This window comes from Synechococcus sp. R50.1 (genome assembly GCF_047462115.1).
Lineage (GTDB): Bacteria > Cyanobacteriota > Cyanobacteriia > Thermostichales > Thermostichaceae > Thermostichus.
On the sequence record NZ_JANSIN010000001.1, the window covers coordinates 91416 to 118411 of the forward strand.

The following is a 26996-nucleotide window of genomic DNA, read 5'->3' on the forward strand; positions in this document are numbered from 1 at the left end:
CCGGTGCAGCACAGATAGTGTTGCCAAATCGAAGATCTGGGAAAAATTTCTCCCGAAACGGCTACAGGTAGTGGCAAAGTCCGAGATTTCGGCTTTGATTAGGGAAGCACGGGGTGAACGAGGCCAAAGGCACCCGTGGCGAGGTGAAGCAAGAATACGACTGGGTGAAGGAGTGAGGTGTGAGGATGATGAACCGTCGAGTTGCTTATGGGTGTGCGTTGGGCTTGATCCTGTCCCTGCCCCCATTGGCCTTAGAAAGCCGGGTCAATGAGGCAGCCGCTCAACAGTTGACCTCCGCAAACCCGCAACGCCTCAGCCGCATCACAGATATCCGCCTGGTGCCCAACGGCAACCGCATGCAGTTGGAGATCAACACCGAAGGGGGCGCTCGCCCACAGGTGTTCTTTACCCAGCAGGGACAATCTTGGATCGGGGACATCACCAATGCTCAATTGAGCGGAAGCCAGGGCCGCTATCGCCAAGAGTCTCCCTTGCCGGGGGTGCGTTTCATCGAGGCTAAGCAACTAGGCAATGACAGTGTGCGGATAGAAATAGCCGGCGTGGCCGCAGCTCCCCAAGGCTTGCTGGCTCGGCGCAGCCCGACGCAGTTGGTCTTCGATTTTGAGGGCCTACCCTCTGCCCCACCGGCCCCCCTAGCGGCGGTTCCCCCTCAACCCTCGTCCAACCCAGCAGCGCCCGGCCAACCGGCGTCACTAAACCGACCTCAGCCCGTGGCTCCTGTTCCTCAGCCCGCAGCTTCTGCCCCTGCCTCCCAACCGGTCGCTCAAAACCCTGCCCCTCCGCAGACAACTCAAGCGGCTCCTCCCACACCTGCTGCTCCTGCTGCACCCGTGATTTCTCAGGTGCCTTCTGTGGACCAGCTCAACCAACCCCAACTGCCGCCAGGGGTTGTCAATCCTGATGTTTCTCCGTTTCAAGGTCGAGCAATGGCTCCCCCGGCTGGAGATCTTGCCGTTGGCAGTATTATTCCAGCTCCTCCCCCGGTGGATTTGGGTTCAAATGCCAAGATCACTTTGACCTTAAGAGATGCTCCTGTAGGTGATGTGTTAAGCCTACTGGTGCGTCGAGCTGGGCTTAATGTAGTTCTCAATGATGTGCCTCCGGACTTGACGATTTCCCTAGATGTAGCTGACTCACCTCTACAAGAAACATTTAACTTTATTTTGCGCTTGAAGGAGCTTCAAGCGTCTCGCGTAGGGCAAACAGTTTTCATTGGTACTACACTCCCTGGGGTTGGCCAGCAGATCGTCAAGACGTACAGACTCAATCAACTGAGAATCGAAGAGGAGATCCAAAACTTTGATTTAACTGCTGCCGGTGCCGCAGGTGGAGGTGGAACAACTGAAATCACGGCTAGGCAGCTAGGTGTTACTCCGAGTGAAATTAGAAGCAGAATTCTAGCCATTTTGGAAGCATCAAACATTCCTTTGGCTCAGGAATCGGCCATTCAAGCAGATCCAAGAACGAATTCACTGACTATTGTTGCCACACCTACCCAACATGACGTAATAGCAGCATATCTTGCCCAAATTGATCTCAGAAGTCGACAGGTCTTGATTAGCGCCAGGTTTATCGAGATTAACCTTAACGACAACTCTGACTTAGGAGTTGCATTAGGTGGTGCATCTGGAAACTTTGCGCTGGGTTCTGGAGATAATACCAGCTTTGGTGGAACTCCTCTTAGCCAACCCGAGGGATCCTCAGTTCCTAACGTTGGTTCGGTTCCGGCTCCAGCAACTGGGGGCTCACTTGTATTTAATACTTTAAACCGGCTCCAGCAGTCTCTTGCAGCTCGTATAGATGCATCTATTGCTTCGGGGACAGCTAAGATATTGGCCGATCCAAAAGTAGTCGTTGCCAACAACACCGGTGCGGCTGTTGTGGTTGGCCAAGAAGTCATTACCAACAGGAGAATACAAACGGATCCCGCAACAGGCCAGTCAGTAGTTGTTTTCGAGAAGGGAAACGCAGGAGTTAACTTGCTTATTCAAAATGTTAGGATTGACGATAATGGCTATGTTACGTTAAATCTCATTCCTCAGATTTCATCCATCGGTAGCCAATTTAATTTGGCAGATGGCACCGTAATTAGCTTGCTGAACCAGCGTTCTGTTGGAACTTTGCAAACCAGACTGAAAGACAGAGAAACCCTATTTTTGGGAGGCTTGATACGAGAGGAGGATCGAGTATCTGTTGACAGGGTTCCACTGCTTTCTGAGATTCCTCTGCTGGGTTCTCTTTTTCGTAGGCAAAATACGATAAATGAGAGAACTGAAATTGTAGTCCTAATTACGCCGACAATTTTGGAGGACTGAAGGAAAATCTTTATCGCTGCAAGCCGCTTTCTTCCTGTTGAGCTAGTTACCTTCCTATAAAGACATCTTGGTTTAAATGCTAAGGTCAAGCTTTTCTTGCCGATTTTGGTTGAGACTGGGATCCCTATTGCTCAGCTTGGTTCTGGCTTGGGTGCTGGCTTCGATTGACGCAGGGTGGTCACAAACCTATCGCCTTTCTCTACCGGTACAGGGTCAGAGCTATTCGCAGCTAGTCGAGCAATCACGTCCTCTGGTTTGGCGAGCTTTGGCGCAACAATTCCAAGCGCAACCGCAGCCGGAGCAGATCACCTTGGAGGTACTGGGACAAGCCGGGGATCGGCAAGCCCCTCTATTTACCGTGCGAATGCCTCGCAGCGTTTGGCAGCAAAACCCCTCCCCCGCTCAATTGGAGCAGCATACCATTTTCTATCCTGATGCGTTGGCTCTTTTACAGCCGCGAGCACCGATGCAGCAAGCCCAGGTAGAATCTACTGCTCCCTTTGCAAATGGAATTACATTGGTCTCCAGCAATCCTTCCAATGGCCAAAGAGGGATCCCAATTGACCAAAATATCCATCTGCGTTTTGATCGACAGCTTCCAGCCGGAATAACAGGTCTAGCCTTCGGGATCCAGCCCCCTGTGGAGGTGGCCTTTGACATTCAGGGAAACGAGCTGATCTTTCAGCCTTTACAGCTACTCAGCTACAGCACAGATTACAGAATACTCTTGCCTGCAGCCAAAGAGCTGGATTTACAAAAGCCCATAGAATTGACTTTCCGCACCGAGCCTCAGTACAGTTACCAGCGAGATATTAAGCCCTTGCTAGAAGCCAGTTGTGTAGGTTGTCATCAGCAGGCCGGTCGGATGCGGCGCAGCCCTTTAGATAGTTATGCTGCGGTGATGCGTTATGTAACGCCGGGATCGGAAAATAGCGAGTTGCTCAAACCGCGTTGGTTAGCTCGTCATGCTGTCATCCAGCGAGCTGCAGGGATCCGTTTGAATGGGGGGGGAGTGGATGCCCTGAGTTTGTTGTCGCAGGGCAGGGAAGGAGCTGAACCTACGCCCAGGGTTCCTGTGAGTGATCCCCAGGGAGAGTCTCCCGGATCTTTTATCGGACGCAGTGGATCCCCAGAATTGGCCTATATTCGTCGCAACGGCACCGGCATGGATCGCCTAGGTCACTTGAGCGCTGATGAAATTCAAATCCTGCGTACCTGGATTATTCAGGATCAAGCGGCTGAGGCCCATAAGAGTTAGCCTGATGGGCTGGAGAGTCTTTACCAACAAAGATCCCTTGCTCGTTTGTTTACTTTAAGATTAGGAACCTACGAGATCAATTTGATGACAACCCCCACAGAGGATCGGCTAGACCGGATTGAGCGTGTTGTAGAAGTTTTGGTGAACCAGCAGAGGGAAGTGCTGGGGCGCGTCGATGGGTTGTCTCACCGGGTGGATAGCTTGACCGAGCAGGTGGATAACCTCACGGATCGAGTAGACAACCTGACTAACCGAGTAGATAGCCTGACCGACAGGGTGGATAACCTCTCCCAAAGTGTCAGCAAACTTTCCGCCGATGTCGATAAGTTGGGCTTCAAGTTCGACACTGCTCAATCGGTTGGGGAGCGGCTAGAGCGGCTGGCAACCAGCTTGATCGCAGGAGCCACGATTAGCATCATTGCCGGGGTTATCCTTGTGCTGCTCAGAGAGGGATCCCGTTAATTCTTTCCCGCCCCCTCGATGGAAAAAAATAGGGATCCCAGCCAATGGGATCCCTGGTTATCCTTCCTCTAGTGTTTCAGTCCTCAACACACCTTCCCTATGAGATGCTCTGATTCTAAGAGCCGACCCGTGAAAAAGTCGTGAAACTGACAGATGAGGTGGAAGGTTAAGCCTTGCTCAGGTGGTCAGGGATCCTGTTCGGGCGATAAGCGCCAATTCCACCTGATTTTCTTGGGGCTGCTCCAGTTGCACCTCCACATCTCGGCCAAAGAAGCCTTGCATTTTTTTCTGGTAGCTTTCCTGCCATTGTTGAAAGGGAACCTTGGGGGAATCGAACAGAAGCACCAAGGTATACCGGCCATCTCGCAGCTCTTCTCTGTACCCTCTCACCTTGGGCAGATCTGCTTCCAGAGGGCCGCGCAGACCCAGAAACTCCAGGGCATCTTCCAGGTGGGCATTAGCCCCGTAGCTATATTTGGTGATATCGGCGCGGACTTGCTTTTGAATTTCCGTGGCCTGCTGGGCGCGGGCTTGGATCACCTCGAGAGAAGGGGCGGCCAGGGCAGGTACCGGCTTGAGTTCCACTACCTTCATGGTTATCCCTCCCAACAGCAAGGGGATCCCGGCGAAGAGGCCGATCAAGTTCAAGGTAGGATCGTTGTAGTGGGCAAAGCCCCAAGCCGTGGCGGCAACTCCGGCCAACAAAACGAGGGTACTGACGGGGAAGGGCAATTTCTCGAACATCGCAGGCAAGATTGCAGAAGAAGAAGAAAGGCAACCTGAAAACCCAGGCTAGCAGGAAAAGGGCCGGCGGTGGACTTAACCTCCATTGGGATGGATAATCACAGAAATGTCCACCTGGTGTGTTGAGGAGTGGTCTGTGGTTCTGTCCGATCTGTCCAAAATCTCCCGTCATTTGCGCTCGCTGGATCGCAAAGCCCAGGAGCGAGCACCTCTATTTGAGGCCATCCGCCACTATTGCAGCTTGGATAAGGCTCCTTTTCACACGCCAGGCCACAAACAGGGACGTGGGATCCCTGCCGACTTGCGGACCTTTTTGGGAGAGAACGTCTTCCGGGCAGATCTGACCGAGTTGCCAGAGGTGGACAACCTCCACGATCCCGATGGCGTGATCCGAGAGGCCCAGGAGCTGGCTGCAGCGGCCTACGGCGCCGATCGCAGTTGGTTTTTGGTCAACGGTTCCACCTGCGGCGTGGAAACGCTGGTGATGGCGGTGTGCGATCCGGGAGACAAGATCCTCTTGCCGCGCAACTGCCACAAATCCGCCATTGCCGGGGTGATCCTCTCTGGGGCGGTGCCGGCCTATATCGAGCCGGATTTTGACCCGGAGCTGGGCATTGCCCACGGGATTACCCCAGCCGGTTTGGAGGGGGCCTTGGCGGAGCATCCCGATGCCAAAGGCGTTTTGGTAGTCAGCCCCACCTACTACGGGGTCTGCTGCGATGTGCAGGCTTTGGCCTCCATCGCCCATGCCCATGGCCTACCGCTATTGGTGGACGAGGCCCACGGGCCCCATTTTGGGTTTCATTCGGAATTGCCCATTTCGGCCTTGGAAGCCGGAGCCGATCTGGTGGTGCAGTCCACCCACAAGGTGATCTCCGGCATGACGCAAGCCTCGCTGCTCCACCTGCAGGGATCCCGTATCGACCCCAACCGGGTGCGCAACATTCTGCAACTGCTGCAATCGACCAGTCCCAGCTATGTGCTGATGATGTCGCTGGATGTGGCACGGCGGCAGATGGCACTGGAGGGAGAAGCCCTGCTGGGCCAAGCCTTGGCTTTGGCAGATCAAGCCCGCGCCCGTCTCAACCGCATCCCCGGCTTGCGCTGTTTTGGCCCAGAGCGTATCGGCTCCACCCCTGGTTTTTTCGATTTCGACCGCACCCGTCTCACGGTAACGGTGACAGAGCTGGGGTTGTTCGGCTTCGACGCCCACGACTGGGTTAACGATCACTTCCACGTGCAGCCGGAGATGTCCACCCTGCACAACGTGGTCTTCATTGTCAGCATCGGCAATACCCAGCGAGATATCGACCGGCTGGTGGAAAGCTTTGCCGCCTTGGCCAAGCAGGCGCAGGGATCCCGCCCATCCAAAGCGGCAATGGAAAAAACGCAGCGGCTGGCACAACTGCCCCGTCCTTGCTTGCCACCACAACGGCTATCACCCCGGGAGGCTTTTTTTGCTCCCATTCAGCGGGTGCCTTTCCAAGAAGCAGCGGGCCACACCTGCGCCGAAATCATTTCCCCCTATCCGCCTGGGATCCCGATTTTGGTGCCGGGAGAAGAGGTGACCCAAGAGGCGGTGGACTATCTGCTGTTGGTGCATGAGGCAGGAGGCTTTATCAACGGCCCAGAGGATGTGCGCCTACAAACCCTGAAGGTGGTCAAAGCAACGGCCTAGTCCTCTCCAGCAGGTTTATGGACGGGTTTTTGCCGTTTGCGCTGGGGGGAGCAGCGGCAGGGAGTTTGCCGGAGTGCCGGGGCGGCGGGCTACCTTCACCCGATCCACCCGTGGCCCCTCCATGCGCACCACCTGAAACTCCATCTCTTGGTAGGTGAACTTTTCCCCAGCACGTGGGATCTTCTGCATGTGGTAGATCAAAAAGCCCCCCAGCGTTTGGTAATCCTCGTGCAGAGGCAGGTTGAGGCCACAGCGCTCGTTGATCTCTTCAATATCTAGCTGAGCCTGGATGAGCAAGGTATTTTCGTCAAGTTCTTGGATGTCCGGCTCCTTGGTGTTGGGATCCGGGCCATCGGAGAGCTTGCCGACGATCTCCTCCACCAAGTCTTGAACGGTAATCAGGCCCGCCGTGCCGCCAAACTCATCCACCACCATCACCATCGGCCAGTGGTGCTGCCTCATTTCGGGCAACAGTTCGGCAATTGGCTTGTTCTCCGGCTCAAAGTGGGCCTCGCGGATGAAGTTGGTGATGGGGCTGTGCAAATCTATGGATCCCTTGGCCAGCTCCCCAATGACTTCCTTGACGTGGATCAGCCCGCGGATGTCATCCAAAGACTCGCCGTAGACCGGGTAACGGGAGTGTCCTGATTCGGCCACCTCGGCCAGCACCTCTTGCACCGTTGCAGTTTCCGGCACAGCGTCGATGCTGGTACGCGGGATCATCACCTCGCTGGCCACCGTCTCGCCGAACTCGAAGATGTTGCTCAACAGCTCTCGCTCTTCCGCCTCAATGTTGCCCGACTCCACCGAGGAAGCGATCAACAGTTGCAGCTCCTCCACCGTCATGGTGCTGTAAAAGGAGCTGGCCTCCGGAATCTGGACTCCCAAAAGCCGCAGCACACACCGAGAGGAAAAGCGGGGCAGCTCTACAAAAGGTCTTAGGATACGGCTGACCAAACGATTGAGCCAGGCCAGTTGCAGCGCAATCGGCTCCGAATAGAGAATGGCCAGAGTCTTCGGGATCAGCTCCCCCACCACAATCTGAAAGTAGGTAAGCAGCGAAAACACCAGCACCACTGCCACCCCTCGAATAAGGGCCGGATCCAGGTTCTGAAGCCAAGCCAACTGCCTCAAGGCCAGAAACAGCGTCGGCGCCACTTGCGTAGCCCCGATCCAGCCCAACAACACACTGGCCAGGGTAATGCCCAACTGGGTGGTGGAGAGGGCATATTCCAGTTGCTCTTGGGCTTTTTGCACAATTGCCGCCTGGCGGTTTCCCTCGCTCGCCAACTGCACCATGCGGGAGCGCCGCGCCGATACCAAGGAAAACTCGACTGCGACAAAGAAAGCGTTGATGACCAGAAGACCGATGACCCAAAGGAGACTAAGCGACGCATCTCCCCACGAAAGCTCGGTGTTGGGGAAAGCAGCCGTCGAGGCTAAAGGGGGGTCGTCCATCAGGGGGAGCAGCAAGACGGATAGACAGCATTCTAGCTCAGCCTGAACCCACCACCTGTCCCTAGCCAGCTGTCGAACCGGCTTCAGCCATCAGGCAGCTACCGTGTAGACGCTTTCCCCATGCCCAAAAGGAAAGGGATCCCTGACCTTTGCACAACCCAGCTTTCGCAGTTCTCAAGGTCGCTACTTTTTCATCAAGCAGTAGCAGCTACAGCCTTTTCCGGCAACGCTCACCCCCGCCTATGCAGGGGGCATCTCCTGGGTGCTAGTCGTCGATATCGACAATATTGCCGGTAGTGGCGTCGATCTTAACTTCAATATCGTTGGTAAATTTCACTTCCCAAACTAGGCGTCTATCTTCGCGCTCCAACTCAACTTCTTTGATCACAGCATTGGGAACAGCAGATCGAGCGATCCGAATAGCTTCCTCAATGGGGATAGGCGGAGCAGAAGATTGGGCAAAAGCAGTTTTCATGCTCCCACCTACCAGTAGCATCGGGCCGCCGAGGGACAAAATGCCAAGCAAAAGTAAGGCAGCAATCGAAAGTTTTGCAGACTTTATTTACAGCTGCTTGAGCAACCACCTCCTTACCCTACCACCCTGAGACCAAAGAAGCCTTGCCACAAGGAGCATTGCTGCCTTCACAAGGAGTTCACCCCCTTTGCGTCATAGGGTGTAGCTGCTCGGCCCCTCTTCAGCTACGAACTGTTTGCTTCTCCAATCCAACCCTCTCGGAAACTGACTGGCTAAACAACGCTGCTGCGGGGGAGGAATACCTCTACGCCTATCCCGCGTGCTGCTACTACAGGCAGGGAAGTCATGCTGACGTTGGAGCTCCCGGCACTGCACGAATCGGTGATAATATTCCTACCTCTCATTCCTACCCCGGTGGGTGCCGACCATGCCAGATTTTCTGCCCTACGCCTACTTTCAGGGCCAGATTGTCCCCTTTGCTGAGGCGAAGATCTCCATTGCCACCCATGCTCTGCACTACGGGACAGCGGCGTTCGGCGGCCTACGCGGGATCCCTGATCCGCAAAACCCGGATCAAGTTCTGGTGTTCCGTCTGGATCGCCATTGCCGACGACTGAGTCAAAGCGCCCGCCTGCTCTGTTTTGATCTCCCTGCTGAACGGATTGAGCAGGTGATCGTCGAGCTGATCCGAAAAAACCGTCCCTCCACGTCTTTCTACATCCGCCCCTTGGTGTACACCTCCGACCTAGGCATCTCGCCGCGGCTGCACAACATCGAGAAAGACTTTTTCGTGTACGGGTTAGAATTGGGGGATTATCTCTCGCCGGAGGGGGTCAGTTGCCGCATCAGCTCTTGGGCCCGGCAAGAGGATCGCAGCCTGCCGCTGCGGGGCAAGATCACCGGCGCCTACATCACTTCCTCTTTGGCCAAAACCGAGGCGGCGCAGGCTGGCTATGACGAGGCCATTTTGATGAACTCACAAGGCAAGGTGAGCGAGGCCTCGGGCATGAACATTTTTATTGTGCGCAATGGCGTGCTGATTACCCCCAGCTTCGACCAAGACATCTTGGAAGGGATCACCCGCGACAGTGTCCTCACCCTGGCCCGTGATCTGGGGATCCCTACCCAAGAACGGCCCGTTGACAAATCGGAGCTATTGATTGCTGACGAGGCCTTTTTAACCGGCACTGCTGCCAAGATCACCCCCATTCGCCAGATCGAGCAGTACGTCCTGCCCCCCTCCCGCCCCATCACCGAGCAGTTGCGGCAGAAGCTGACGGCAATTACCGAAAATCGGGATCCGGCCTATGCCCATTGGGTGAAGGTGATCCCTCTGAAAGAAAGCTAGTCCCTAGTCGAGGGGAGAAGCGTCATTATTAAACTGAGCACTCTAGATGGGTAGAGGGGGATCCCTTGCACGAAATTTCCATCACCTGGGCCGACTACCACCGCAAAATCGAGGAGTTGGCCGTCAAAGTCTACGAAAGCGGGTGGGAATTTAACCAAATCGTCTGTATTGCCAAGGGGGGGCTGCGCATCGGCGATACCTTGGCCCGTCTTTTCGACCTGCCCCTGGCTATTCTCTCAGCCTCTTCCTACTCTGGGCCCGGTAACCGCCAGCGGGGGCAACTGACCTTCTCGCGGGATCTAGCCATGACCACCGCCAACCTGGGCAGCCACGTGCTGTTGGTGGACGATCTGGCAGACTCTGGCATGACCCTAAAGCGCTCTGTCCACTGGCTCAAGCACCACTACGGCTTCTACATCGAGGAGATCCGCACCGGTGTGCTCTGGTATAAGGCAGCTTCCATCTATCAGCCGGATTACTATGTGGACTATTTGCCGGATAACCCTTGGATCCACCAGCCCTTTGAGCCCTACGAGCAGATGACGCCTCAGCAGCTGATGCAGTTGCTACGCTCTTCCGGTTAACTTTTCTTTATCACCTCAGGGCTCTAACCAGTAGGAAACTCGAAGCGGGGCAGCTTATCCAGGGCAGGCTGGATCCCTGCGGGGATTCGCTCGTGAGTAAGGGGGTAGTAGTAATCAACCCGAGCCAGTAGTCGCTTCCACTGCTCAGAGTTAAGAGTTTTAACCAAAGAAATAGACGGCTCAACACTTAACTCGTGTCCCAAATCCATAAGCTCGATAGTAACGTTAGCTGCTGCGGCTTCCAGAACTGACTCCGCCATCCCGTAGTCTGGCTCTGCAGACACGATCAAAGCGTAATGCTGAGGATTGGAACTAAGCAGAATAGACTTTAGTAAAGGCTCCAAGCTTGCAGTAACTGATTCCCGAAGATTTGGATCCCAATCGGGAAAAAGAGCTAGATTAATCTGGCTTAGATAAATCCCTAAAGTAGTAAAACTCAGTTGCTCTGCGGAAGCAGGCGTCAAGCTTTGCTTCTGGTGTTCCAGCGAGGCATCGCTAAACTTTAAGCTCATTTCAATTTTCTCATCTTCAGTGGTCAATAGTACATGCCTTCCCTCTCTTTTACTATGGCTGGTTAGGTGTATGATAGAAATAGGAGTGTGAGGTAGGTAAGGCTCAACAAGTAGGTTTTGCCTTGGATCCCATTTTGGCAGTCCGTAGTGACAAGTCCAATTGCAATAGGCAGGTAGAAGTTCTGTTTCCTTAAGTAGCCCATCTAGATAGACCGCTACATTTAGAGCGAGTTGATCGGTTATGATAGAAGGTCTTCTAGCTAAAGCTTGAGAAAGCCGAAAGTCCCAAAGATCCCAGTGCTTGGCAGTATAGGACATTGCAAAAACACCAGCATTAAGGAGGGGGTACGTATGTAAGTCCTCGACACTCAGACTGGGAAAGTGGTATCTGTAAGCTTCACTAAGATCAATTAGGTAATCTTTTGGGCCATAGAGTAATCTATTCCCTCGGTCAATCTCCGGAACAATAGCTAGCCCTCGCTTTTTGCTTCGCTGGATGAGCAAGTCAATCCCGAACCAATCCTGAACCCAAGCATCTGCGTCAATCCAAATATAAACTTCATAGTCTGGAAAGTACCTACGTAGCCGGGGCCGAGCTAGTAATCCCCGCAGATAAGAAGGCACACTCTCAACTCCAGCAAAGTTATAGTTCCAATCCGGCTCAACAATGTAATTGACGTGTTTTGAAAGCCAGTCTACTTGCTCAGGGGTACAGCCCAAATCGAAGAAGCCTATCTCAACAGATTTACCCTGCTCCTTACCTCGGATGGAAAGAACAGTTCCCTGCACTAGATCGAAGAACTTGGAGTCGGCTGCGGTGATAATAACTACTGATTTCATACCAAAAGATAGTTAGGGAGATAGGAATTGCCTAGAACCAGACAACTTTTTTTATTTTAATTTAATTTACTTGGTCGCAATTATGTTTAGACTAACAGGTTTACCGAAAACAACCATTTCACTACAGTCATTAAATAAGCCGAACCGATCTACCTTGCGGATAATCCGAAAGCCTGCCTGAGTCAGCAACATGAACAGATATTCCCACGAGAGACCAACTTTGTGATAGTCATACTCATCTGTCTGTCCACCAAACATCATGCGCATAATACTAAATCGCTGCTCGGCGGAAGCTCCTTCCTCTATATAAAGGTGACAAAGAGTAGGTAAGTCAGGAACACTAATCATTAACTGGCCACCGAAATGTAAAACTCGATGCCACTCTTTGAGAACAACAGGCAATTCTCGCACATAGTCGAAGTGCTCCAGAACGTGGGAGGCGTAGATGGCTTCTACGGAGTTGTCTTCAAATTGACTGAGATCCATAGCGTTGCCAACGTAATCCACGTACTCTCTTGGTTGGATGTCTAGGATCTTCCAGTCTGGATGGGGATCTTTTCCCCCTATATGAAGGCGGATACGCTGACTGACCTGGAGTCTAGGTTCACCCCCGTCTAGAGGAGGAACCTGGTCGATAATCTGATGTTTATGAGCCAGATCAAAATAGGTTTTTTCAATAGCCATAGCCAAACGTTTTGGATCCCAGATGATCGACTTACTGTAGGACTCTCGAATAGTCTGTTTGGCCTTGGCCAGTCGCTCTGGATTGTTAGCCAGCTGGATTCCTCGCTCAATAAATTCTTCAACTGACCAGGTAATACAGTCATCAAGACCTATATTCCTAAGTAAGCTATAGCTCATTCGGCCGTAGTAATGGCGACCTACTAAGGTAAGAACTGGCACACCCATGTAGAGAGCTTCCATAGTGTGGGTTGCACCTGTGTAGGGAAAGGTATCGAGAACAAGATCCACCAAAGCTAGTTGGCCCCGGTGCTCTTCCACGCTGCTTGCTTGAGATAGAAAACGGACGCGATCCAAAACATCCAATTCCTTAGCTCTTTCCTGGTAACGCCTGATAACCGTGGCAATTTCCCCCGAGCCTTTGACGATCAAGATCCCCTTGGGAACAGCTTTCAGGATTTGCAGATGGGCATCAATACATTCGGGGGTACGCTTGTAAGCACTGGCCGCAGTTAGGAAAACAATATCTTGCGGGCCTATTCTCAGCTTGTTTTTGAAATTCACCTCATCTGCAGGAGTAATGTCCAGATACTCAACAGCACAGTAGCTAGGCAGGCGGATAATTTTTTCATGGTAATCGGCTTGGGCGTCTTCAGGAAGGATATAGGGATCGGCGAAAAAGTAATCAAATTCTAGCAAACCGACAGCATCTCCGCCAAGCCAACCAATTTGGATAGGAGCGGCCCGCAAAGCTGCTACGATGCTGGCATCGTGACTGGTAAGGGAGTCCATAAAAACCATGATATCGATGCGATCCTCACGCGCTTGAGCAGCTACTTGAGGCGGCTTGGTTTCTCCTGGAAAAAAGCGAAAATGGAGATTTTCGTGAGAGCGAAACTTTTGATACATATTGTCATGACTGGCCATATCTTCATTTTTCCACCCCTGGTAGTAGTAGTAGTAGACAACGTCCAGAAGATCGCGAGATAGGTTCCTGAGAGTAGCCTCACTGAGAAAGCCAACCGAATGTCGCTGAAAGCAGTTACCCAGAAAGCCTACTCGCAACTTGCGCTCAGCTCTACCGGATCTGCAGTAATCTTGCTGGTTTCTCTGCCAATACTCTGACCAGAGGAAGTCTCGCTGAGAAGCCATTAAGCTTAGGCAATCGTTAAAGATTCTACCACCAATCTGCTGGTAACGACGAATCAGAGAACGATCATCAGTTAGATAGCTCCAGCAAAAGCAAACTCGAAACAGAATGACTTTAGCAATCGTTAGACTCTCGAGTAGATTTTCATCGTTAATTCTTAGTGATCCTAAGTCGGCTTCCCTCGATAAAATTAAGTCTATAATTTTCTGGATAACAAGGTTTATCCGTTCTGGCTGGGCAGCATGGATCAACTTTTCCAGCGATTCTGATAGAAGGGATAGACGAAGAGTAAAGTTCTCTTGCACCTGTGAGCTCTCGGCCGCCGTGATGAGAGCTTCTCCTAAAATGGAATAGCCATCGCTAGTAGAGTTTTGAAAAAGAGCGCAAGCTGCTTTTTGAAAGAAATCGCCGATCAAGTCCTCTATGATCCATAGCCCTTTGTAGCGATTGGCTTGCTCGGGATCCACCGCATTGGCTAGCTGGGCTAGCAAAGCAGCAAATCCGGATTTCTGGTCCTCCAAAAGACGAGCTTGTAAAGCTGTGGCCACCTCAAAAAACAAATCCAGGTAGCCGTCATCCCATAGCCGAGTGAGAAGTTGAGTCAGGAGGGGCTCCTGGGTGATGTCTAGGGTCTGCTCTTCTCCCAAACTGGCCAATTGCTCCGCCAAAGCCTGCCCATAAAAGCCAACTGCCAGCTCGTCCTGAGCTTGCAGAGCCCGCATCAGCAAAACTTGGGTGTTGTCCCGCCGGCTTGGATCCAGCTCAAAGGCCATCTCCCGCAGCTTCAGACAAACCTGGAGACGCTGCTGCGGCTCCTGCGCGGGGCTGTTTTCCAGACGACTTGCGAGGGATAGCAACAAATCCAAGACTTTCTCCTGGGACAGGATCCCTGTTCTCACCAGAGGCGTGTAGAGCTGGTAAGCAAGGCTCAGCTGGCCAGCAGCCAAGGCCTGCTCCAGCGCTGACAAGGTAATTGCCTCTGGCTCAGAGGGGGAAGCCAAATCATTGGCTGAGGAGAGGTCAAAGAAACCCCACAGGAACTCCCGCCAATCCTTTGCGTCTTGCTCTCGGTAAAAAGCAACCAACCACTCCGCAAAGGCATCGGGAGACTGCTGAAACAGTTGCTTGGCTTCCAAAATCCGAGCTTGTGGGGTAGGGTTCATGGGCTGAAGAGAGAGCGCTAGTCCTAGTCTGCCACGCTGAGGCCAGCTCAGCTAAACCACTGACCTGTGTCAGGCTCATCTGGCAAAAATCCGCAATTGCGCCAGGGAGCAGGCTGTTATGAGTCGCCCTTGAGCGGGGTAAGTTAGCACTAGCAGGTGAGCTGCACAGTTAACTCTCTAGTTTGCTAAAGGAGCTGGTACTCATGAGCGCAAAGTCTCGTCAGTCTCTGTTGCGGGCCAAACTGGCTCAGCAAATTCTCTCCAAAGCCAAGGGCTTCACCCTGATTGAGCTGTTGGTGGTGATTGTAATTGTGGGTGTGCTGTCTGCAGTGGCAATCCCGCAGTTCTTAAACCAAGTGCGCCGCTCCCGTACAGCCGAAGCTCAAGCGGCTCTCACTGAAGTAGGCCGTGCCTCTGAAGTCTACCGACTCGACTTCGGCGTCTATCCTGACACGTATGATAGGATCAAGTTCGGTGGAGACCATACTGACAAGTACATGAACGATCCGTGGAGGGCTCCCAACTACCAAGATCCAGTGCCTACTGCACGTTCGACCAGTGCTCCTCACGCACTAAGGTGGGACACAACATCCAACGGTGCTCCATACATCAACAAGTCTGGTAATAACATTCAATGCACCATTGGGCTGGGAGCGCAGGAGACAGCTGTGCCTACTCTGAATACCTTTGTTGGTAAGAGCTGTAACGTCTTTCAATAATTTCTCTTTTCACTTCAAGTACTCCATGGCTCCCTATAGGGAGCCTTTTTCTTACCCTGACTAGTCTCGCACTGGAGAGCGGATAAGAGCTCAGACTAAACCGGTGAGGTAGAGAGAGATGACAGTAGCTGGGAAGGGTAGCAAATGCGTGTGAGAATGCCGTTTTCCATGAGGCTTTGACTGGCTTCAGGATTGTTGTAAAGTATAAACTCCTGATAGAGAGCTTCCATGCGAGTTCTATCTCCCGAGCAGTAAGCATCCCGTGAGGTTAAGTGAAAAGGCACCCGAATAGGATTAGACTTGGAGCGCCACCAGTAGTCGGGAAAGTTTCCCAGTTGGGCGTATTTTTTATAGTAGTTCTGGAATCCGCAGTTCAAGTAGTGCAAAATAGAGGGAGACGACGTTACTAGAGTATGATCCCCTGGAATATCAAAGCTATGTACGCTGTTAGGCAGAAGAGAGGGATAGATCCGAGCTGCTGACTTTCCATTCTGGTAAGCCAAAAAGTATTGACTCTTACTAGAGATCTTCTGAAACTGGGTATAGAATCCGGGATCCAAAATAGCAGGGTTTCTCTTAAATAAAGTGACCTCGCGGAAGTAGTCTTCGATCTCAAACGCTTCGGGAGCTGCTTCGTGGTTTAGAAACGTAACTTGAAATATGTCGTCGCTTACTCGATCAAACCAATTTGGAGCCGTTGTCTGGCCAGGATAAAAAAGCTCGTCTCCGTCAATACGAAGAATCCAGTCCATGTTTTGATCCAAGGCAAGTTGTATAGCCGTTTCTACGTTAAGGATCTGACGAGCCATGACCTCATAGCCAACATGAGGGCCATATTTTGGGTAGAGAAAATTCCCCAATGCTTGTTGGACTTGCAAAGCTTCATCGTTGGGAATAGCCGTTACATTGGGAAACTGAAGTGCTACCTGAAAGTGGGATCCTCTGGATCGTCAAAGAAGATATAAATATGGGCAATTCCAAGGGCAAGGTGATAGCGAATGAACGACTCCAAGCACACGCCTGGATCCCGAACAGTGGTAATTATGCAAACTCTGGCCATGGTGGAGCTGCAAGCCTTTAGGTGAATTGCTTGGCTCCTAGCCAAGTATTGATAGTGAAGCGGCTATCGGCAAAGGCTTGGCTAGGGCTAAATACCGGCAGGATCTCATGTCTACCCTCCCACTTCGCTGGGTACAGCCTCAAAACCTCGCTCGGCATGGGTGGTGGAGATGAGCAAGTCCATCTGGCACGTGTGCCGCCAGCTTTCCATGGGTATGCCATTGTCGTAGGAGAGCTCGTCTTGGGTAGGGGCCATCCAGGCAGGTAAACTGGATTTGGCTCTTGCAGACAGGGATCCATGGGGTTGCTTATAACCTATGCTCGGCTTATCGTTTTCCAGGGCAACAGAGATCCCTTGTTGTTGTGTCCAATCCTAGTAGCCTGTAGGAGCTAGAAGAACCTGCCGCTCAACTTGGGGAGTCGAGAAATGCAAGACATCAAGGCCAATGCTCCGCGAATTCTCCTCAATTAGCCAACTCCGCCAGACTATATCCCGCCCCCGCAGCTTTCAGATCGGCAGGTCAGTCTTTGCCCCAAGAGGAAAGCCAAGGGCTTTGGACTAAACTTTGTCAATCTCTCTAAGGAATTGGTGGAGTGCCCAGAGGGAGACTATGACCTCTATGACTTTGTGCAGCAGTCTGAGCAAATTACAAATAAGGAGTTTGACCTAGTTATTGTTTGGACTTCCAGCATTGACCAGAGTAATCCCCTAAATACAAGGAAGTTTAAATGCACCACACTCTTGCTAGCTGGAGACACCCACCACTGGGAGTTTCCCATCAACCATCTCTTGGCCTACTGGGCTACTGAAGGCTTTGATTACGTCGCTACTGCCTATAACTTCCAGCATTTGCACTGGTTTGCCGCAGCAGGCGCTGAGAATCTTGCCTGGTTGCCTCTTATCTCCATGCGCACTGTTACCCACGATTGGGTGGAAGATAGAGAAAATCAAGTGGTCTTTATCGGCCAACAGGGATCCCGCCATCCCAGGCGTTGCCGGCTGGTTCAAGCCATAAAGAATGCAGATTTGCCCATCCTCATCAAAACAGCCAACCGCCAAGAGGCAGCCAAATGGTTTGCCCATTCTCTGATTTCCTTTAACTGCAGCTAAAATGGGGATCTGAACTTAAGGAACTTGGAAGTGATTTCCGCGGGGGGCTTTCTGCTTACTGACCAGCTCTCCTTCGCCTCAGGATTGGACGAACTTTTGGCGCCCGGCACCTACTGCGACACCTACAACTCCGAAGCCCAACTCCTGGAGAAAATCCGCTACTACCTAGACCATCCCCAGGAGGCCATTCAAATTGCCCGCCGCGCTTATCACACTTTCGACCAACACTGGCATCCCCGCCACCGCATTCAGAACCTGCTGGACTGGGTGTTTGGGGGAGAGCTGCCGGAGCCCTTTCGTTACTCGCCCCGCTCTGATGTGCGCTACTTTGTCAGCACGGCCAGCTCTGCCTGGATAGACACACGACTAGGAATCTACGAGCCCATTCAAGAGCTGCATCGCGTGCAGGAGCGACTGAGGGTATTTGTTGGCCGAGGCTGTCCTGGGGTGATAGCCGCGGACTTGCTGGACTTGCCGCGGCTGGAGCTGTACGTGGAAGAGGGGTTTGGGGATCCCTGTGGTCTGCTGCAGCAGAAGGGAGTGCCCGAGCGAGTTCATGAGGTGAGGGGGGAGCCGAGCAGTTGGCCCAGCTTTGATGCGGTGGTGTGCACGGTGGGAGACTTGCAGCGGCTGGGGCGGCCTTTGAGAACCAGCTTTGCTTTCATCCTGGGAGAAGACACCCAGCTCCTCTTTGCCAATGCGGGAAACATAATAGAAACTTTTCTCATTGACTTAGTCCAAGGCCGCAGCTCCGTTCCGTCAGCTTGGCTGTGGAGGTACGAAGGCGTCGAGTACGAAGGAACGGTGGCCAGACTTAGTCGAGTCTATCAGCCTGCTGTTTCTGTTCTTTCTGATGTCAGGGTTGTCGTGGATGTGAGAGCGGGGGTGGGCGTGGCCAGCGCTTGTTTCAGAACTCTTCACCCTGAGGCGGCTATTCACTGTTTCGAGGTGGATCCCTTGGCCTTACACCTGTTGCGGCAGAATGCTTTGATTTTGGAGAACTGCTTTGTGCATCCGGTGGGGCTGGCGGGGCAGGATAGCTGCAGAACTCGTCGTCTCTGGCCGGAAGATCCTCAGGCCGAGTGGGGAGTGGAGCAGGTGCTCCCTTTCCGAGAAGCCAGGGAAGCTTTGAAGGAGTTGGGTTTGGAGTCCATCGATGTGCTCAGGGTAGCTACGGGTGGGGATGAGGTGGAGGTATTGGCTAACCTGCAGCCGCAGCTTAGGGACATCAAGGTGATTTACGTGGAGTTTACCTCTGAGCAAGACCGCAAGCGGATTGACCAGATGCTGGATCCCTCTCATCTCCTCTGGCAGGGGGAGATCATAGCCGGTCAAAAGGGAGCTCTTTGCTACATAAACAGATTTCATCTTTTCGACAAGAAGTAAGGTCTTAGAGAGGAGAGATAGAAGTCATGAACTCAACTATCATCGTTACAAGTGCCGATAGCAAGTTTTTTGAATTGGTTCAGGGAACTATTCTCTCTATTCGAGAAAAGCCACAGGGCCAATCTGTAGATATTGGATTTTTTGATGTAGGGTGTACGCCAGAGCAGTTGCAATGGATAGGTCAGTACGTTGACTATATCGTAGAGCCAGATTGGAATTACAACGTTCCTGATGTCGATAAACAACCTAGGTACCTCAAAGCGCTGGTCTCTAGACCTTTTTTGCCTGAATATTTCCCAGGTTATGAAGTTTACATTTGGATTGATGCAGATGCTTGGGTGCAAGACTGGTCTGCGATTGATCTTCTTGTCTTAGGAGCAAAAAGAAAGAGCTTCTCAATAGTTCCAGAGTTAGTAGCTAAACATAAGAACAGACCCTGGATGCAAACTTGGATATCTTGGCACTACCACCTTTACTTCTACCACACGGAATTTGATCGTTTAGATATAGAGCCTCTGCTAAATGCTGGTGTGTTTTCTGGTGCCAGACAGTCTATTCATTGGTCAATATGGGGCAAAAGATTAGGTCAAGCTATTTCTAGGTGCCTTGATTTGTGGACAGACCAGTTTGCTCTAAACGTGGCTATTTATAGAGATATAGGTCTGGATAGAGTTGAACTTTTGCCATTAAATTGCAACTGGCTAGCCCATTGTGAGATGCCCCAATGGGATTTGCAAAGGAAGATTTGGGTGGATCCTTTTCCACCTCACAATCCAGTAGGAATCATACATCTTACAGCCGACGTTAAGGTGAGACCAACTCATATTGCGCTTACAACTGAAGGTTTTAAGATTGAAGCTAGCTTGCGGTATGCAGGCATCATCTCCACTCCGGTCAAGAGATACGACTACGTATCGCCTAACCAGATTAGAATACATCTTGACCATAGCTTTCCTTCAATGATTGCGGCCGAGCCAAGCTCTCACCCCTGGCCTTATCTACGGAAAGAAGTTCCTCACCTTTGGCATACGGATCTACGTCAACCTACCATCGGCTTTGTTAGTCGGGACGAGGCACACATTCTGTACAATACTGCGCTAAAGTTTCGAGGAAAATCTGCTCTGGAGATCGGCTGTTGGTTGGGCTGGTCAACTGCTCACCTGTCAGCAGGAGGTGTTATTCTCGATGTTGTCGATCCAATTTTGGAAAATCCACTGGCTTATGAGAGCGTGAACCAGTCTCTCTGCTCGGCTGGAGTTCGCTCTAATGTCAATCTCTACCCTGGCTACAGTCCGGAAAAGGTAGAGGAAATTGCCCAGCAAGAGGATCGTCGCTGGTCTTTAATTTACATTGATGGGAATCATGACTCGCCGGCTCCCTTGCAGGATGCTCAAGTGGCAGAGCGCTATGCTGCTGAGGATGCCTTGATTCTGTTTCATGATCTAGCCTCGCCGGATGTGGCTGAAGGTTTGAATTACTTGAGAGACAGGGGCTGGAACACGATGATTTACCAGACCATGCAAATTATGGGAGTGGCCTGGCGAGGCAATGTCAAGCCCGTTGAGCATATTCCAGACCCTGCTGTGAATTGGACATTGCCAGAGCACCTCAAGGACTATCCGGTCTGTAACCTTGAGTTGTCTAGGGTGCTAGAGAAAGTTAAATCTTTTACCTTGCTGGGCTTTGAGCGTCTTTGGAGCCTTTATTCACTGGCTAAGCAGGTTTGTGAAGAAGACATTCCTGGGAACTTTGTAGAATGTGGTGTTTGCAGGGGTGGAAGCTCAGCTTTGCTGGCCTGGGTGATTAAGAACTACAGCCGTCGACCTCGCAGGCTATATGCTTTCGATACCTTCTCAGGTATGCCTGATCCAACAGAGGTGGATCGAGATTATCGAGGAGTTGGTGCCAACGATACGGGTTTTGGATCCGGTGCCTTAGCAGCACCCATTTCGGAGAACTTAGAGGTGGTTGCCAAGGAACTGGGAGTTTGGGATCTCATTGTCCCCGTGCCAGGGCTGTTTGCTGACACCTTGCCTGCCTATCGAGAGCAAGTGGGTGAGATTGCTCTGCTGCATGCAGATGCTGACTGGTATCAATCAACGATGGATATTTTTCATCATTTCTATGATCAGGTTCATTCCCAAGGATTCATCCAAATCGATGATTACGGACACTGGCAGGGATGTTGGAAAGCTGTTCATGACTTCGAGCAGGAAATCGGAGCCTTTTTCAGGTTGCATAGCGTCGATTACACAGGGGTTTGGCTGAGTCCTTCAGAAAACCTGGTAGTGATTAGAGTTAGAGATAGCCTAACAGAAACCTCCAAACCACAAGGGATCCGCCTGAGCAAGATCAACGTGGGCCTTTTCCCCTACTGGGAAATGGAGACAGAGCAGCTTATCCAAGAACTGGAGGGCTTGCTGGAGCCAATTCTGCGCAGTCCTCAGCCAGAAGACTATGCTCTGATCTTCCTAGGGGATCCGGATCCGCAACTGGCCAATCAAACTCTGGAGATAGCTGCAGGCAACATAGCTCTCAGGCTCATGGAAGAGGGGTTAGAGCTCAGTAGAGAGCCGTTCTGTTCAGTGGTAGCTGGCTTGAACCCCTGGCAATGGGAGAGGCTCATTCCCCAACTCAACTATCGCTATCCCTTGAAGCGGGAGCGCTTTCCCAAGGGATTACGGCCTGCTATTCAAAAGCTACCTGTGTTGCTGTTGGCCTCCTAGGGATCCATCTGTTGTCTTGAGTTACTTGGCTGTCTACAGGGCGTCTGGATCTACCCCTAGCTCTCGTAGCTTCCGGGCCAGGCGCCCTGCCCGTTGTTCGGCCTGCTCAGCCCTTTGCCGCTCCAGTTCGGCCTCGGTGGGTACCAGTTCCCCAGCAGCAGTGGCCCAGCGAATCCAGGTGGCCTCGATGTCCCGAAACCTGCCCTCCCACTTCACTAGGCACAATCCCAAAACCTCGCTCGGCAAGCAACCCTCGGCATCCTCTTTAATCGGCTCATAGCGGTCGCCCCTCAGCCGAAACCCTGCCCAGTCTTCTGGATCAAACGGGTCAAACCAAAAGTACTCCGGCACCCGGATAATCTGCTCATAAAGTTGCTTTTTGCTTGTTTTATCCTCCTGGGCAGTGCTGGGAGAAAGAAGCTCAATCACCACGTCCGGCCCTTTGCCCTGCTCCCAAATCACCCAGCTTTTGCGCTCGCCTTTAGGCACGCCCAACACCACAAAATAATCCGGCCCTTTGAAATTGCGGCCGCGGGTCTGCTCCAAGCTGTAGTAGAGAAACATATTGCCGCCGACAAAGCCATCAGGGCGCTGCTGCAACCAGGTTTGGGTAGTGGAGATGAGCAAGTCCATCTGGCACCTGTGCCGCCAGCTTTCCATAGGTTCGCTGTCGTCGTAGGGGAGCTCGTCTTGGGTGGGGGGCAACTCGGGTAGATAAACCGGATCCAGCACCTCAGTAATTGGGTTCGGGTTAGTCATTGCCAGTTCTCCTCTCTTTACCCTTACAAGGTATCGGGATCCACCCCCAGCTCCCGCAGCTTCTGGGCCAGGCGCTCTGCTCGCTGTCGCTCTTGCTCAGCACGTTGGCGCTCGATTCTCTCAGCTTCTTCAGGAGTAGGCACCAGCTCCCCATTGGGGAAAAAGTAGCGCAGTTGTTGGTTATGGATCCCCAGATACAGCTCCAGCATCTCGCTCCAGCGCCAGCCCTGCTCCGTTGGCTCAATCTCCTCGTACTTCTCCCCCCTCAGTCGCAAACCCATAAACTCCTGCGTCTCCGGAGAATAGTAAAAGTACTCCGGTGTCCTGAAAATCCTTTCGTAAAGCTCCCGCTTCTCACCCCGATCCACTTTGGCAGTCGATTCCGAAAGCAGCTCGATGATCAAGTCCGGGTATTTGCCACCTTCTTCCCACACCACCCAAGAAGGGCGGGGGCGGTTTTCTACCCCTTTGACCAAAAACAGATCTGGCCCGCGGAAGTCTTTATTTTTGAGTTGCTCTCGGCTGTAGTAGACGGTGAGGTTCCAGGCGAGGAAGTAGTCGTTGCGGTCTTGCCAGAGGCGGGCGAGGCAGCTGACCAGAATCAAAAGCTGCAGGGCATGCAGGGAGTGTTCCATTTCGGGTTCATCGCTGAGCAGCCCCTGGGCCGAGGGCATGAGCTCCGCCAGTTGCTGGCGGGTGAGGGGAGTAATCTTTTCCTCGGCTTTCTCTTGGAGTTTTTCTTGGGCCAGCATTTTTGCACTCGGGGCAAGTGAATTAGCTGTAGGCTAACCCATCGATAGAACCGCCGGCAGGTGCTCTGCTTCAGGCTGACAGGGTGATAACAGGAGCGTTCTACTAACTGAAAGGCATAATTAAGAGATGTAAACTTCTCCTTTTGTCCGCATGTCTTTCTGGAAACTTTTGGTGGTGATAGCGGTGCTGCTTTTCGGCTTGGCAAGCGGGATCCCCACCGCACAAGCGGCCACCCTGGGTGGCTCCCCCTACAATCGCGCCCAACAGGAAGTTGTGATTGCAGCTAGCCCAGACCAGGTGTTAAAAGCGGCTGAGCAAGCCTTTCAAGTTTGGAAGCGGGGGGAACTGGTCTCTGTGGATGCTGAGGCGATGGAAGTGAAGGGGATCTCCCGCACCAACTTTTTTAAGTTCGTGGACGATCTAACGGTTTCGCTGTCGCCAATAGAAGGGGATCCTGGCCATACTCGTCTACACATTACTTCCGAAGGCCGTGTTGGGGAATATGATTTCGGCGGCAACCGGCGCAACATCAACGAGTACCTGAACACTTTGCGGTCGTTGCTGGAGCAGGGCTAGGGCCGACAGGACAAGGCGGGGGACTTATGGGGATCCGCATCTTTTGCCGTCTCTCATGATTCCCTGCTCTGTTCTAGCTTGGCCACACGGGCTTCCAGCTTGCGCAAGGTACGTTGCAGCTCAGGCAAGTGCCGTTGGACTGCCATGCTCTTGCGCCATTCGGAAATGGGTTGATGGGGGTAGCCGGCCACCGTTTGACCGGCGGGGATATCGCTGGTGACGCCTGTTTGGGCGGCCACACGCACGCCATCGCCGATGTGAAGATGCCCGGCCAAGCCACATTGCCCGGCCAAGATGACGTGGTGGCCCAATTGGGTACTGCCGGCAATGCCCACCTGAGCCACGATCAGGCAGTGGGATCCGGTGCGCACGCCGTGGCCAATTTGCACCAGATTGTCGATCTTGGTGCCGCGGCCAATACGGGTCTCGCCAACGGCGGCCCGGTCGATGGTGGTGTTGCTGCCTACCTCCACGTTGTCTTCCAGCACCACTCGGCCCGCCTGCAGCATGCGCCGCCAGGAGCCATCTGCCAGAAGAATGTGGCCAAAGCCGTCGTCGCCAATGACAGCGCCGCTGTGGATGAGGCAATCATCCCCAATCTCCGTGCGCTCGTGAATAACGCAGTTGGCGAAAAGCTGACACCGGGATCCAATCCGCACGTGGGGATAGATGGTGACATTGGGGTGAATTTGGGTGTGGTCGCCAATTTTCACTCCCTCCATCACCACTGCGTGCGGCCCGATGGCCACCCCCTCCCCCAGCTCGACGCTGGGATCGATCACAGCGGTGGGGTGGATGCCAACGGGCAGGCGGTAGGGTTGGTAGAACAGCTCAATGGCCTGGGCAAAGAGCAGACGGGGATCCCTGCCCCGCAAGCAGGCAATGGAACGGGGCAAAGGGGTCGATTCTTCCACAATCACCGCGCTGGCCTGGGTTTGCTCCAGCAGGGGCAAGTAGCGGGCCTCGCTGAGAAAGCTCAGCTCCCCTGGGCGAGCCTCCGCCAGGCTGGCCACGCTGTGAATTTCCAGGGTGGGATCCCCCTCGTAGGCACACCCCAATTTTTGGGCAATTTCCTGTAGCTGCATTGGAGTTGACATCCTCTACGATTGCAGCAGCCGCACGTCCATCACGGTGCCGCGCAAGTTGTAGTCAAAGGTCTCTAGCTCTAGGGGAACGCCAATTTTGACGCGATTGTTGCCCAGGACGATGCCATTCTCGGTGCGCTGGCCCCGCCCCCGCAACGTAAATACCAGGTCGAGGCGATAGGCTTCGGGATCGGGCAAGTTCTGCACCCGTCCATCGGGAAACACCACCGGCACGGTACGGCTGACATTCTCCACCCGTACCACTTCCACCTGGCCGTAGGGCTGATTGCGGATGATCAAGTCGGCCTTGTGCCCCGCCCGGAAGGGTTCTACGGAGCGGCTGCTGATCCCGCGCACGATCATATCCACTTCCACCGGTAGCGTGGGGCCACCTCCCACCTGGACTACACTGCCCGCCTGCCGACCCGGAAAAAACAAGACGGCAACAATGGCCACCACCACAATTGCCAGGGCTCCCAGATCCAAGAGGCTGACTTTTCCCAAAAGCCGCCCCTGTTCGTCAATGACCCGCATATCACCTCTCCTCGCACACCCTGTTTTGATTCTAGGCAGGTTTGCTCCCCAAGTGGCTTTCCCGCTCTAGGGGATCCAAGCCAGCGTGCTGCTGCCCAGCGGTAGGCGGCGTTCCCGCCAGCGGTGCGAACCACTTTGTCCATCAGGAATGGGCAGCCCGTCCTGCAAATCCACCAACCACACTTGCGAGGCCATGATGGCTTGCCCGCTACGGCTAAGGGGAGCCGAGGGATCCGGGATCCCTGGGAACGGTTCCAAGAGCGTGTAGGCCAGCATGCGTCCATCCGGGGAAATGCTGAAGTCCAGATCGACGGGATAGGTGGCTCGAACCACCTCTATGGCGTTGCCTGCTTCAGTGCCGAGCGTTATCGCCAGCAGGCGGGGCGACTCGGTGTAGCTGGGGGAGTCCATCGCGACCTCGCCAACAGAATCATGCTCCGCACCGCTAACGTGAGAGACCTCACTGACCAAGGCGTAGAAGATGGGCGCCCGAGGGGAAAAAGCCCCTTTCAGGATGGATCCCTGGGTTCTCAAAATCTCCTCGCTGTTGCCGGTATTGCTGACGATGGAGAGGCTGCGGGTGTAGTCGGGATTGAAGCGCAGCAAAGCCCCGAAAGCCCCATCGGGGCGGATGGCTAAGGTTTGGCCGAACTGGGCTAGAAAGCTCTCCGCTGCCGCCCGTGGATGCAAGGGTACGATCCCCACCCCCTGTCCCTGCGAGATGAGCAGGCTGCTCTCATCGGGGCTAATGAAAAAATCTCCCCCCACCGCCGTATCCAGCTCTAGACGTTCAAAGGGATCCCGGCTCGTTTTCTGGATCCACAGCTCCGTCTGGACGGCAGCCATGGGATCCCGTTGCAGCGGGATCCGCTCTGCCACCACCAGTTCCCCCGTCGGCGAGACTTGGAAGCGCAGGTTTTGGTAACCCTGATGATCCAGCAGCAACCGCGAAGACAGATCCTCCAGATCCAGCCGGTACAGATCCTGGTGCTGTAGGTTGGTGGCCGTGGCGAAATAGTACACGAAGCGGCCATCAGCACTGGGCTGCATTTGGGTTACCTTGACCCCAGCTGGAGTCAGCAGAGTAGCGGCTCCCGTCTCCAGGTTGAACAGAAACATTCGCCCTCGCTGGGCAGGTTCGGTGCTGATCCCCAGCAACTGCCGATCCGGCGTGCGGAATTCCCCCTCAAAGGGCTGGGCCATGGGCTGGCCCCGTTCATCCACGGCTGCCTGCAGGCGCACCCGGTAGGTCTGGCCGTAAGGGGCTGGTTCTGTCAGCGTCCAAAAAAAGCGGCGACCCAGCTTGCGCATTCGGCCTGGCAGAGGGGGCTGGATCTGCAAGTGCTCTTCAACACTGACGGGATCCATCGGGCGGTTGAAGGTGAGCACCATCTGCACTTCTTGCGCCCCCACCCGTTGCTGTTGCCAGTTAAAGTCCCGCACGTAAGGAGCTGTGTGGTTGCCCAACACCACCAGGATCACCCCGATGGCCAGGTTGCAGAGGGTAATCCGGGCAACCCAGCGATCCAGAGGCTGTGGGAACCACCGCGTCAGGGTTGCGCGCCAGTAAGATCCCGACCGGGCAGACATCTGACTCAT

At 53.4% G+C, this 26996-nt stretch carries 25 protein-coding genes; 11 read left to right on the forward strand and 14 right to left on the reverse strand.

The genetic code is table 11. The features are described 5' to 3' along the window. Positions 1 to 251 precede the first annotated feature (251 nt). On the reverse strand, positions 252 to 482 hold the full coding sequence (locus NW870_RS00395; RefSeq protein ID WP_414343508.1) for a hypothetical protein: 231 nt from the start codon (positions 480 to 482) through the stop codon (positions 252 to 254). On the opposite strand from NW870_RS00395, the gene NW870_RS00400 reads away from it, so the two are divergent. The 3 genes from NW870_RS00400 (at position 369) to NW870_RS00410 (ending at position 4056) form a co-directional block, all read left to right on the forward strand. After that, positions 369 to 2336 carry an AMIN domain-containing protein gene (locus NW870_RS00400; RefSeq protein ID WP_414373332.1) on the forward strand — a complete coding sequence of 656 codons (1968 nt, stop codon included), beginning with the start codon at positions 369 to 371 and terminating at the stop codon, positions 2334 to 2336. The two genes, NW870_RS00395 and NW870_RS00400, sit on opposite strands and share 114 nt — an antisense overlap. A 76-nt stretch (positions 2337 to 2412) precedes the next feature. Further along, positions 2413 to 3594: an Ig-like domain-containing protein gene (locus tag NW870_RS00405; RefSeq protein ID WP_414343481.1), complete on the forward strand. Its 1182-nt coding sequence runs from the start codon at positions 2413 to 2415 to the stop codon at positions 3592 to 3594. Between the two features lie 84 nt (positions 3595 to 3678). After that, positions 3679 to 4056 (forward strand): hypothetical protein, encoded by a 378-nt coding sequence (locus NW870_RS00410; protein WP_414329093.1) that lies wholly within the window; start codon positions 3679 to 3681, stop codon positions 4054 to 4056. Positions 4057 to 4233: 177 nt separating this feature from the next. Here NW870_RS00410 and NW870_RS00415 read toward each other — a convergent pair whose 3' ends face one another. Continuing rightward, the gene (locus NW870_RS00415) at positions 4234 to 4800 is read right to left on the reverse strand and encodes a DUF2854 domain-containing protein (RefSeq protein WP_414343483.1); all 567 of its coding nucleotides are present in this window, start codon (positions 4798 to 4800) and stop codon (positions 4234 to 4236) included. A 136-nt stretch (positions 4801 to 4936) separates the two neighbouring features. On the opposite strand from NW870_RS00415, the gene NW870_RS00420 reads away from it, so the two are divergent. Then, positions 4937 to 6478 carry an aminotransferase class I/II-fold pyridoxal phosphate-dependent enzyme gene (locus NW870_RS00420; protein WP_414373246.1) on the forward strand — a complete coding sequence of 514 codons (1542 nt, stop codon included), beginning with the start codon at positions 4937 to 4939 and terminating at the stop codon, positions 6476 to 6478. 15 nt (positions 6479 to 6493) lie between these two features. Here the strand turns inward: NW870_RS00420 and NW870_RS00425 are convergent, their stop codons facing one another. Then, on the reverse strand, positions 6494 to 7936 hold the full coding sequence (locus NW870_RS00425) for a hemolysin family protein (protein ID WP_414373248.1): 1443 nt from the start codon (positions 7934 to 7936) through the stop codon (positions 6494 to 6496). A 265-nt stretch (positions 7937 to 8201) separates the two neighbouring features. Beyond that, positions 8202 to 8411: a PepSY domain-containing protein gene (locus NW870_RS00430; RefSeq protein WP_414373249.1), complete on the reverse strand. Its 210-nt coding sequence runs from the start codon at positions 8409 to 8411 to the stop codon at positions 8202 to 8204. A 427-nt stretch (positions 8412 to 8838) separates the two neighbouring features. Here NW870_RS00430 and NW870_RS00435 point away from each other — a divergent pair, with 427 nt between their 5' ends. Together NW870_RS00435 and NW870_RS00440 are read left to right on the forward strand one after the other, a co-directional pair. After that, positions 8839 to 9759, forward strand: a complete 921-nt coding sequence (locus NW870_RS00435; RefSeq protein ID WP_414343490.1) for a branched-chain amino acid transaminase — start codon at positions 8839 to 8841, stop codon at positions 9757 to 9759. A gap of 65 nt (positions 9760 to 9824) precedes the next feature. Beyond that, positions 9825 to 10343, forward strand: a complete 519-nt coding sequence (locus NW870_RS00440) for a phosphoribosyltransferase (protein WP_414373251.1) — start codon at positions 9825 to 9827, stop codon at positions 10341 to 10343. 23 nt (positions 10344 to 10366) lie between these two features. On the opposite strand, the gene NW870_RS00445 is transcribed toward NW870_RS00440, so the two are convergent. Both NW870_RS00445 and NW870_RS00450 read right to left on the reverse strand, forming a co-directional pair. Beyond that, positions 10367 to 11695 (reverse strand): hypothetical protein, encoded by a 1329-nt coding sequence (locus tag NW870_RS00445; RefSeq protein WP_414329087.1) that lies wholly within the window; start codon positions 11693 to 11695, stop codon positions 10367 to 10369. A 66-nt stretch (positions 11696 to 11761) separates the two neighbouring features. Beyond that, complete coding sequence (locus tag NW870_RS00450) at positions 11762 to 14662, reverse strand: methyltransferase domain-containing protein (protein WP_414373252.1); 2901 nt, start codon at positions 14660 to 14662, stop codon at positions 11762 to 11764. A gap of 230 nt (positions 14663 to 14892) precedes the next feature. Here NW870_RS00450 and NW870_RS00455 point away from each other — a divergent pair, with 230 nt between their 5' ends. Then, positions 14893 to 15408: a type IV pilin protein gene (locus tag NW870_RS00455; RefSeq protein ID WP_414373253.1), complete on the forward strand. Its 516-nt coding sequence runs from the start codon at positions 14893 to 14895 to the stop codon at positions 15406 to 15408. Between the two features lie 95 nt (positions 15409 to 15503). On the opposite strand, the gene NW870_RS00460 is transcribed toward NW870_RS00455, so the two are convergent. The 3 genes from NW870_RS00460 to NW870_RS00470 form a co-directional block, all read right to left on the reverse strand. Then, positions 15504 to 16286: a glycosyltransferase family 2 protein gene (locus NW870_RS00460; protein ID WP_414373255.1), complete on the reverse strand. Its 783-nt coding sequence runs from the start codon at positions 16284 to 16286 to the stop codon at positions 15504 to 15506. A 44-nt stretch (positions 16287 to 16330) separates the two neighbouring features. Then, positions 16331 to 16468: a glycosyltransferase family 2 protein gene (locus NW870_RS00465; protein WP_414373256.1), complete on the reverse strand. Its 138-nt coding sequence runs from the start codon at positions 16466 to 16468 to the stop codon at positions 16331 to 16333. Between the two features lie 111 nt (positions 16469 to 16579). Beyond that, entirely contained in the window at positions 16580 to 16723 is a 144-nt protein-coding gene (locus tag NW870_RS00470) for a hypothetical protein (RefSeq protein WP_011432125.1), read from the reverse strand. 486 nt (positions 16724 to 17209) lie between these two features. On the opposite strand from NW870_RS00470, the gene NW870_RS00475 reads away from it, so the two are divergent. Genes NW870_RS00475 through NW870_RS00485 form a run of 3 tightly spaced genes read left to right on the forward strand, consistent with a single transcriptional unit; the run spans position 17210 to position 21690 of the window. Further along, the gene (locus NW870_RS00475; RefSeq protein ID WP_414373258.1) at positions 17210 to 17578 is read left to right on the forward strand and encodes a hypothetical protein; all 369 of its coding nucleotides are present in this window, start codon (positions 17210 to 17212) and stop codon (positions 17576 to 17578) included. Positions 17579 to 17608: 30 nt separating this feature from the next. Then, the gene (locus NW870_RS00480) at positions 17609 to 18964 is read left to right on the forward strand and encodes a glycosyltransferase (protein ID WP_414373334.1); all 1356 of its coding nucleotides are present in this window, start codon (positions 17609 to 17611) and stop codon (positions 18962 to 18964) included. A 26-nt stretch (positions 18965 to 18990) separates the two neighbouring features. After that, positions 18991 to 21690, forward strand: coding sequence for a class I SAM-dependent methyltransferase (locus NW870_RS00485; RefSeq protein ID WP_414373261.1), 2700 nt, complete (start codon positions 18991 to 18993; stop codon positions 21688 to 21690). 33 nt (positions 21691 to 21723) lie between these two features. Here the strand turns inward: NW870_RS00485 and NW870_RS00490 are convergent, their stop codons facing one another. After that, positions 21724 to 22449: a Uma2 family endonuclease gene (locus NW870_RS00490; RefSeq protein WP_414373264.1), complete on the reverse strand. Its 726-nt coding sequence runs from the start codon at positions 22447 to 22449 to the stop codon at positions 21724 to 21726. A gap of 23 nt (positions 22450 to 22472) precedes the next feature. After that, complete coding sequence (locus NW870_RS00495) at positions 22473 to 23159, reverse strand: Uma2 family endonuclease (protein ID WP_414342578.1); 687 nt, start codon at positions 23157 to 23159, stop codon at positions 22473 to 22475. Positions 23160 to 23352: 193 nt separating this feature from the next. On the opposite strand from NW870_RS00495, the gene NW870_RS00500 reads away from it, so the two are divergent. Then, complete coding sequence (locus NW870_RS00500) at positions 23353 to 23778, forward strand: DUF1499 domain-containing protein (RefSeq protein ID WP_414373267.1); 426 nt, start codon at positions 23353 to 23355, stop codon at positions 23776 to 23778. A gap of 53 nt (positions 23779 to 23831) precedes the next feature. On the opposite strand, the gene lpxD is transcribed toward NW870_RS00500, so the two are convergent. From lpxD to NW870_RS00515, 3 genes are all read right to left on the reverse strand, one after another. Next, positions 23832 to 24863, reverse strand: a complete 1032-nt coding sequence (lpxD, locus tag NW870_RS00505; protein WP_414373337.1) for a UDP-3-O-(3-hydroxymyristoyl)glucosamine N-acyltransferase — start codon at positions 24861 to 24863, stop codon at positions 23832 to 23834. Positions 24864 to 24878: 15 nt separating this feature from the next. Beyond that, positions 24879 to 25397: a DUF4330 domain-containing protein gene (locus NW870_RS00510; RefSeq protein ID WP_414373270.1), complete on the reverse strand. Its 519-nt coding sequence runs from the start codon at positions 25395 to 25397 to the stop codon at positions 24879 to 24881. A 66-nt stretch (positions 25398 to 25463) separates the two neighbouring features. After that, positions 25464 to 26987 (reverse strand): Ig-like domain-containing protein, encoded by a 1524-nt coding sequence (locus tag NW870_RS00515; RefSeq protein WP_414373272.1) that lies wholly within the window; start codon positions 26985 to 26987, stop codon positions 25464 to 25466. Between the last annotated feature and the right edge of the window lie 9 nt (positions 26988 to 26996).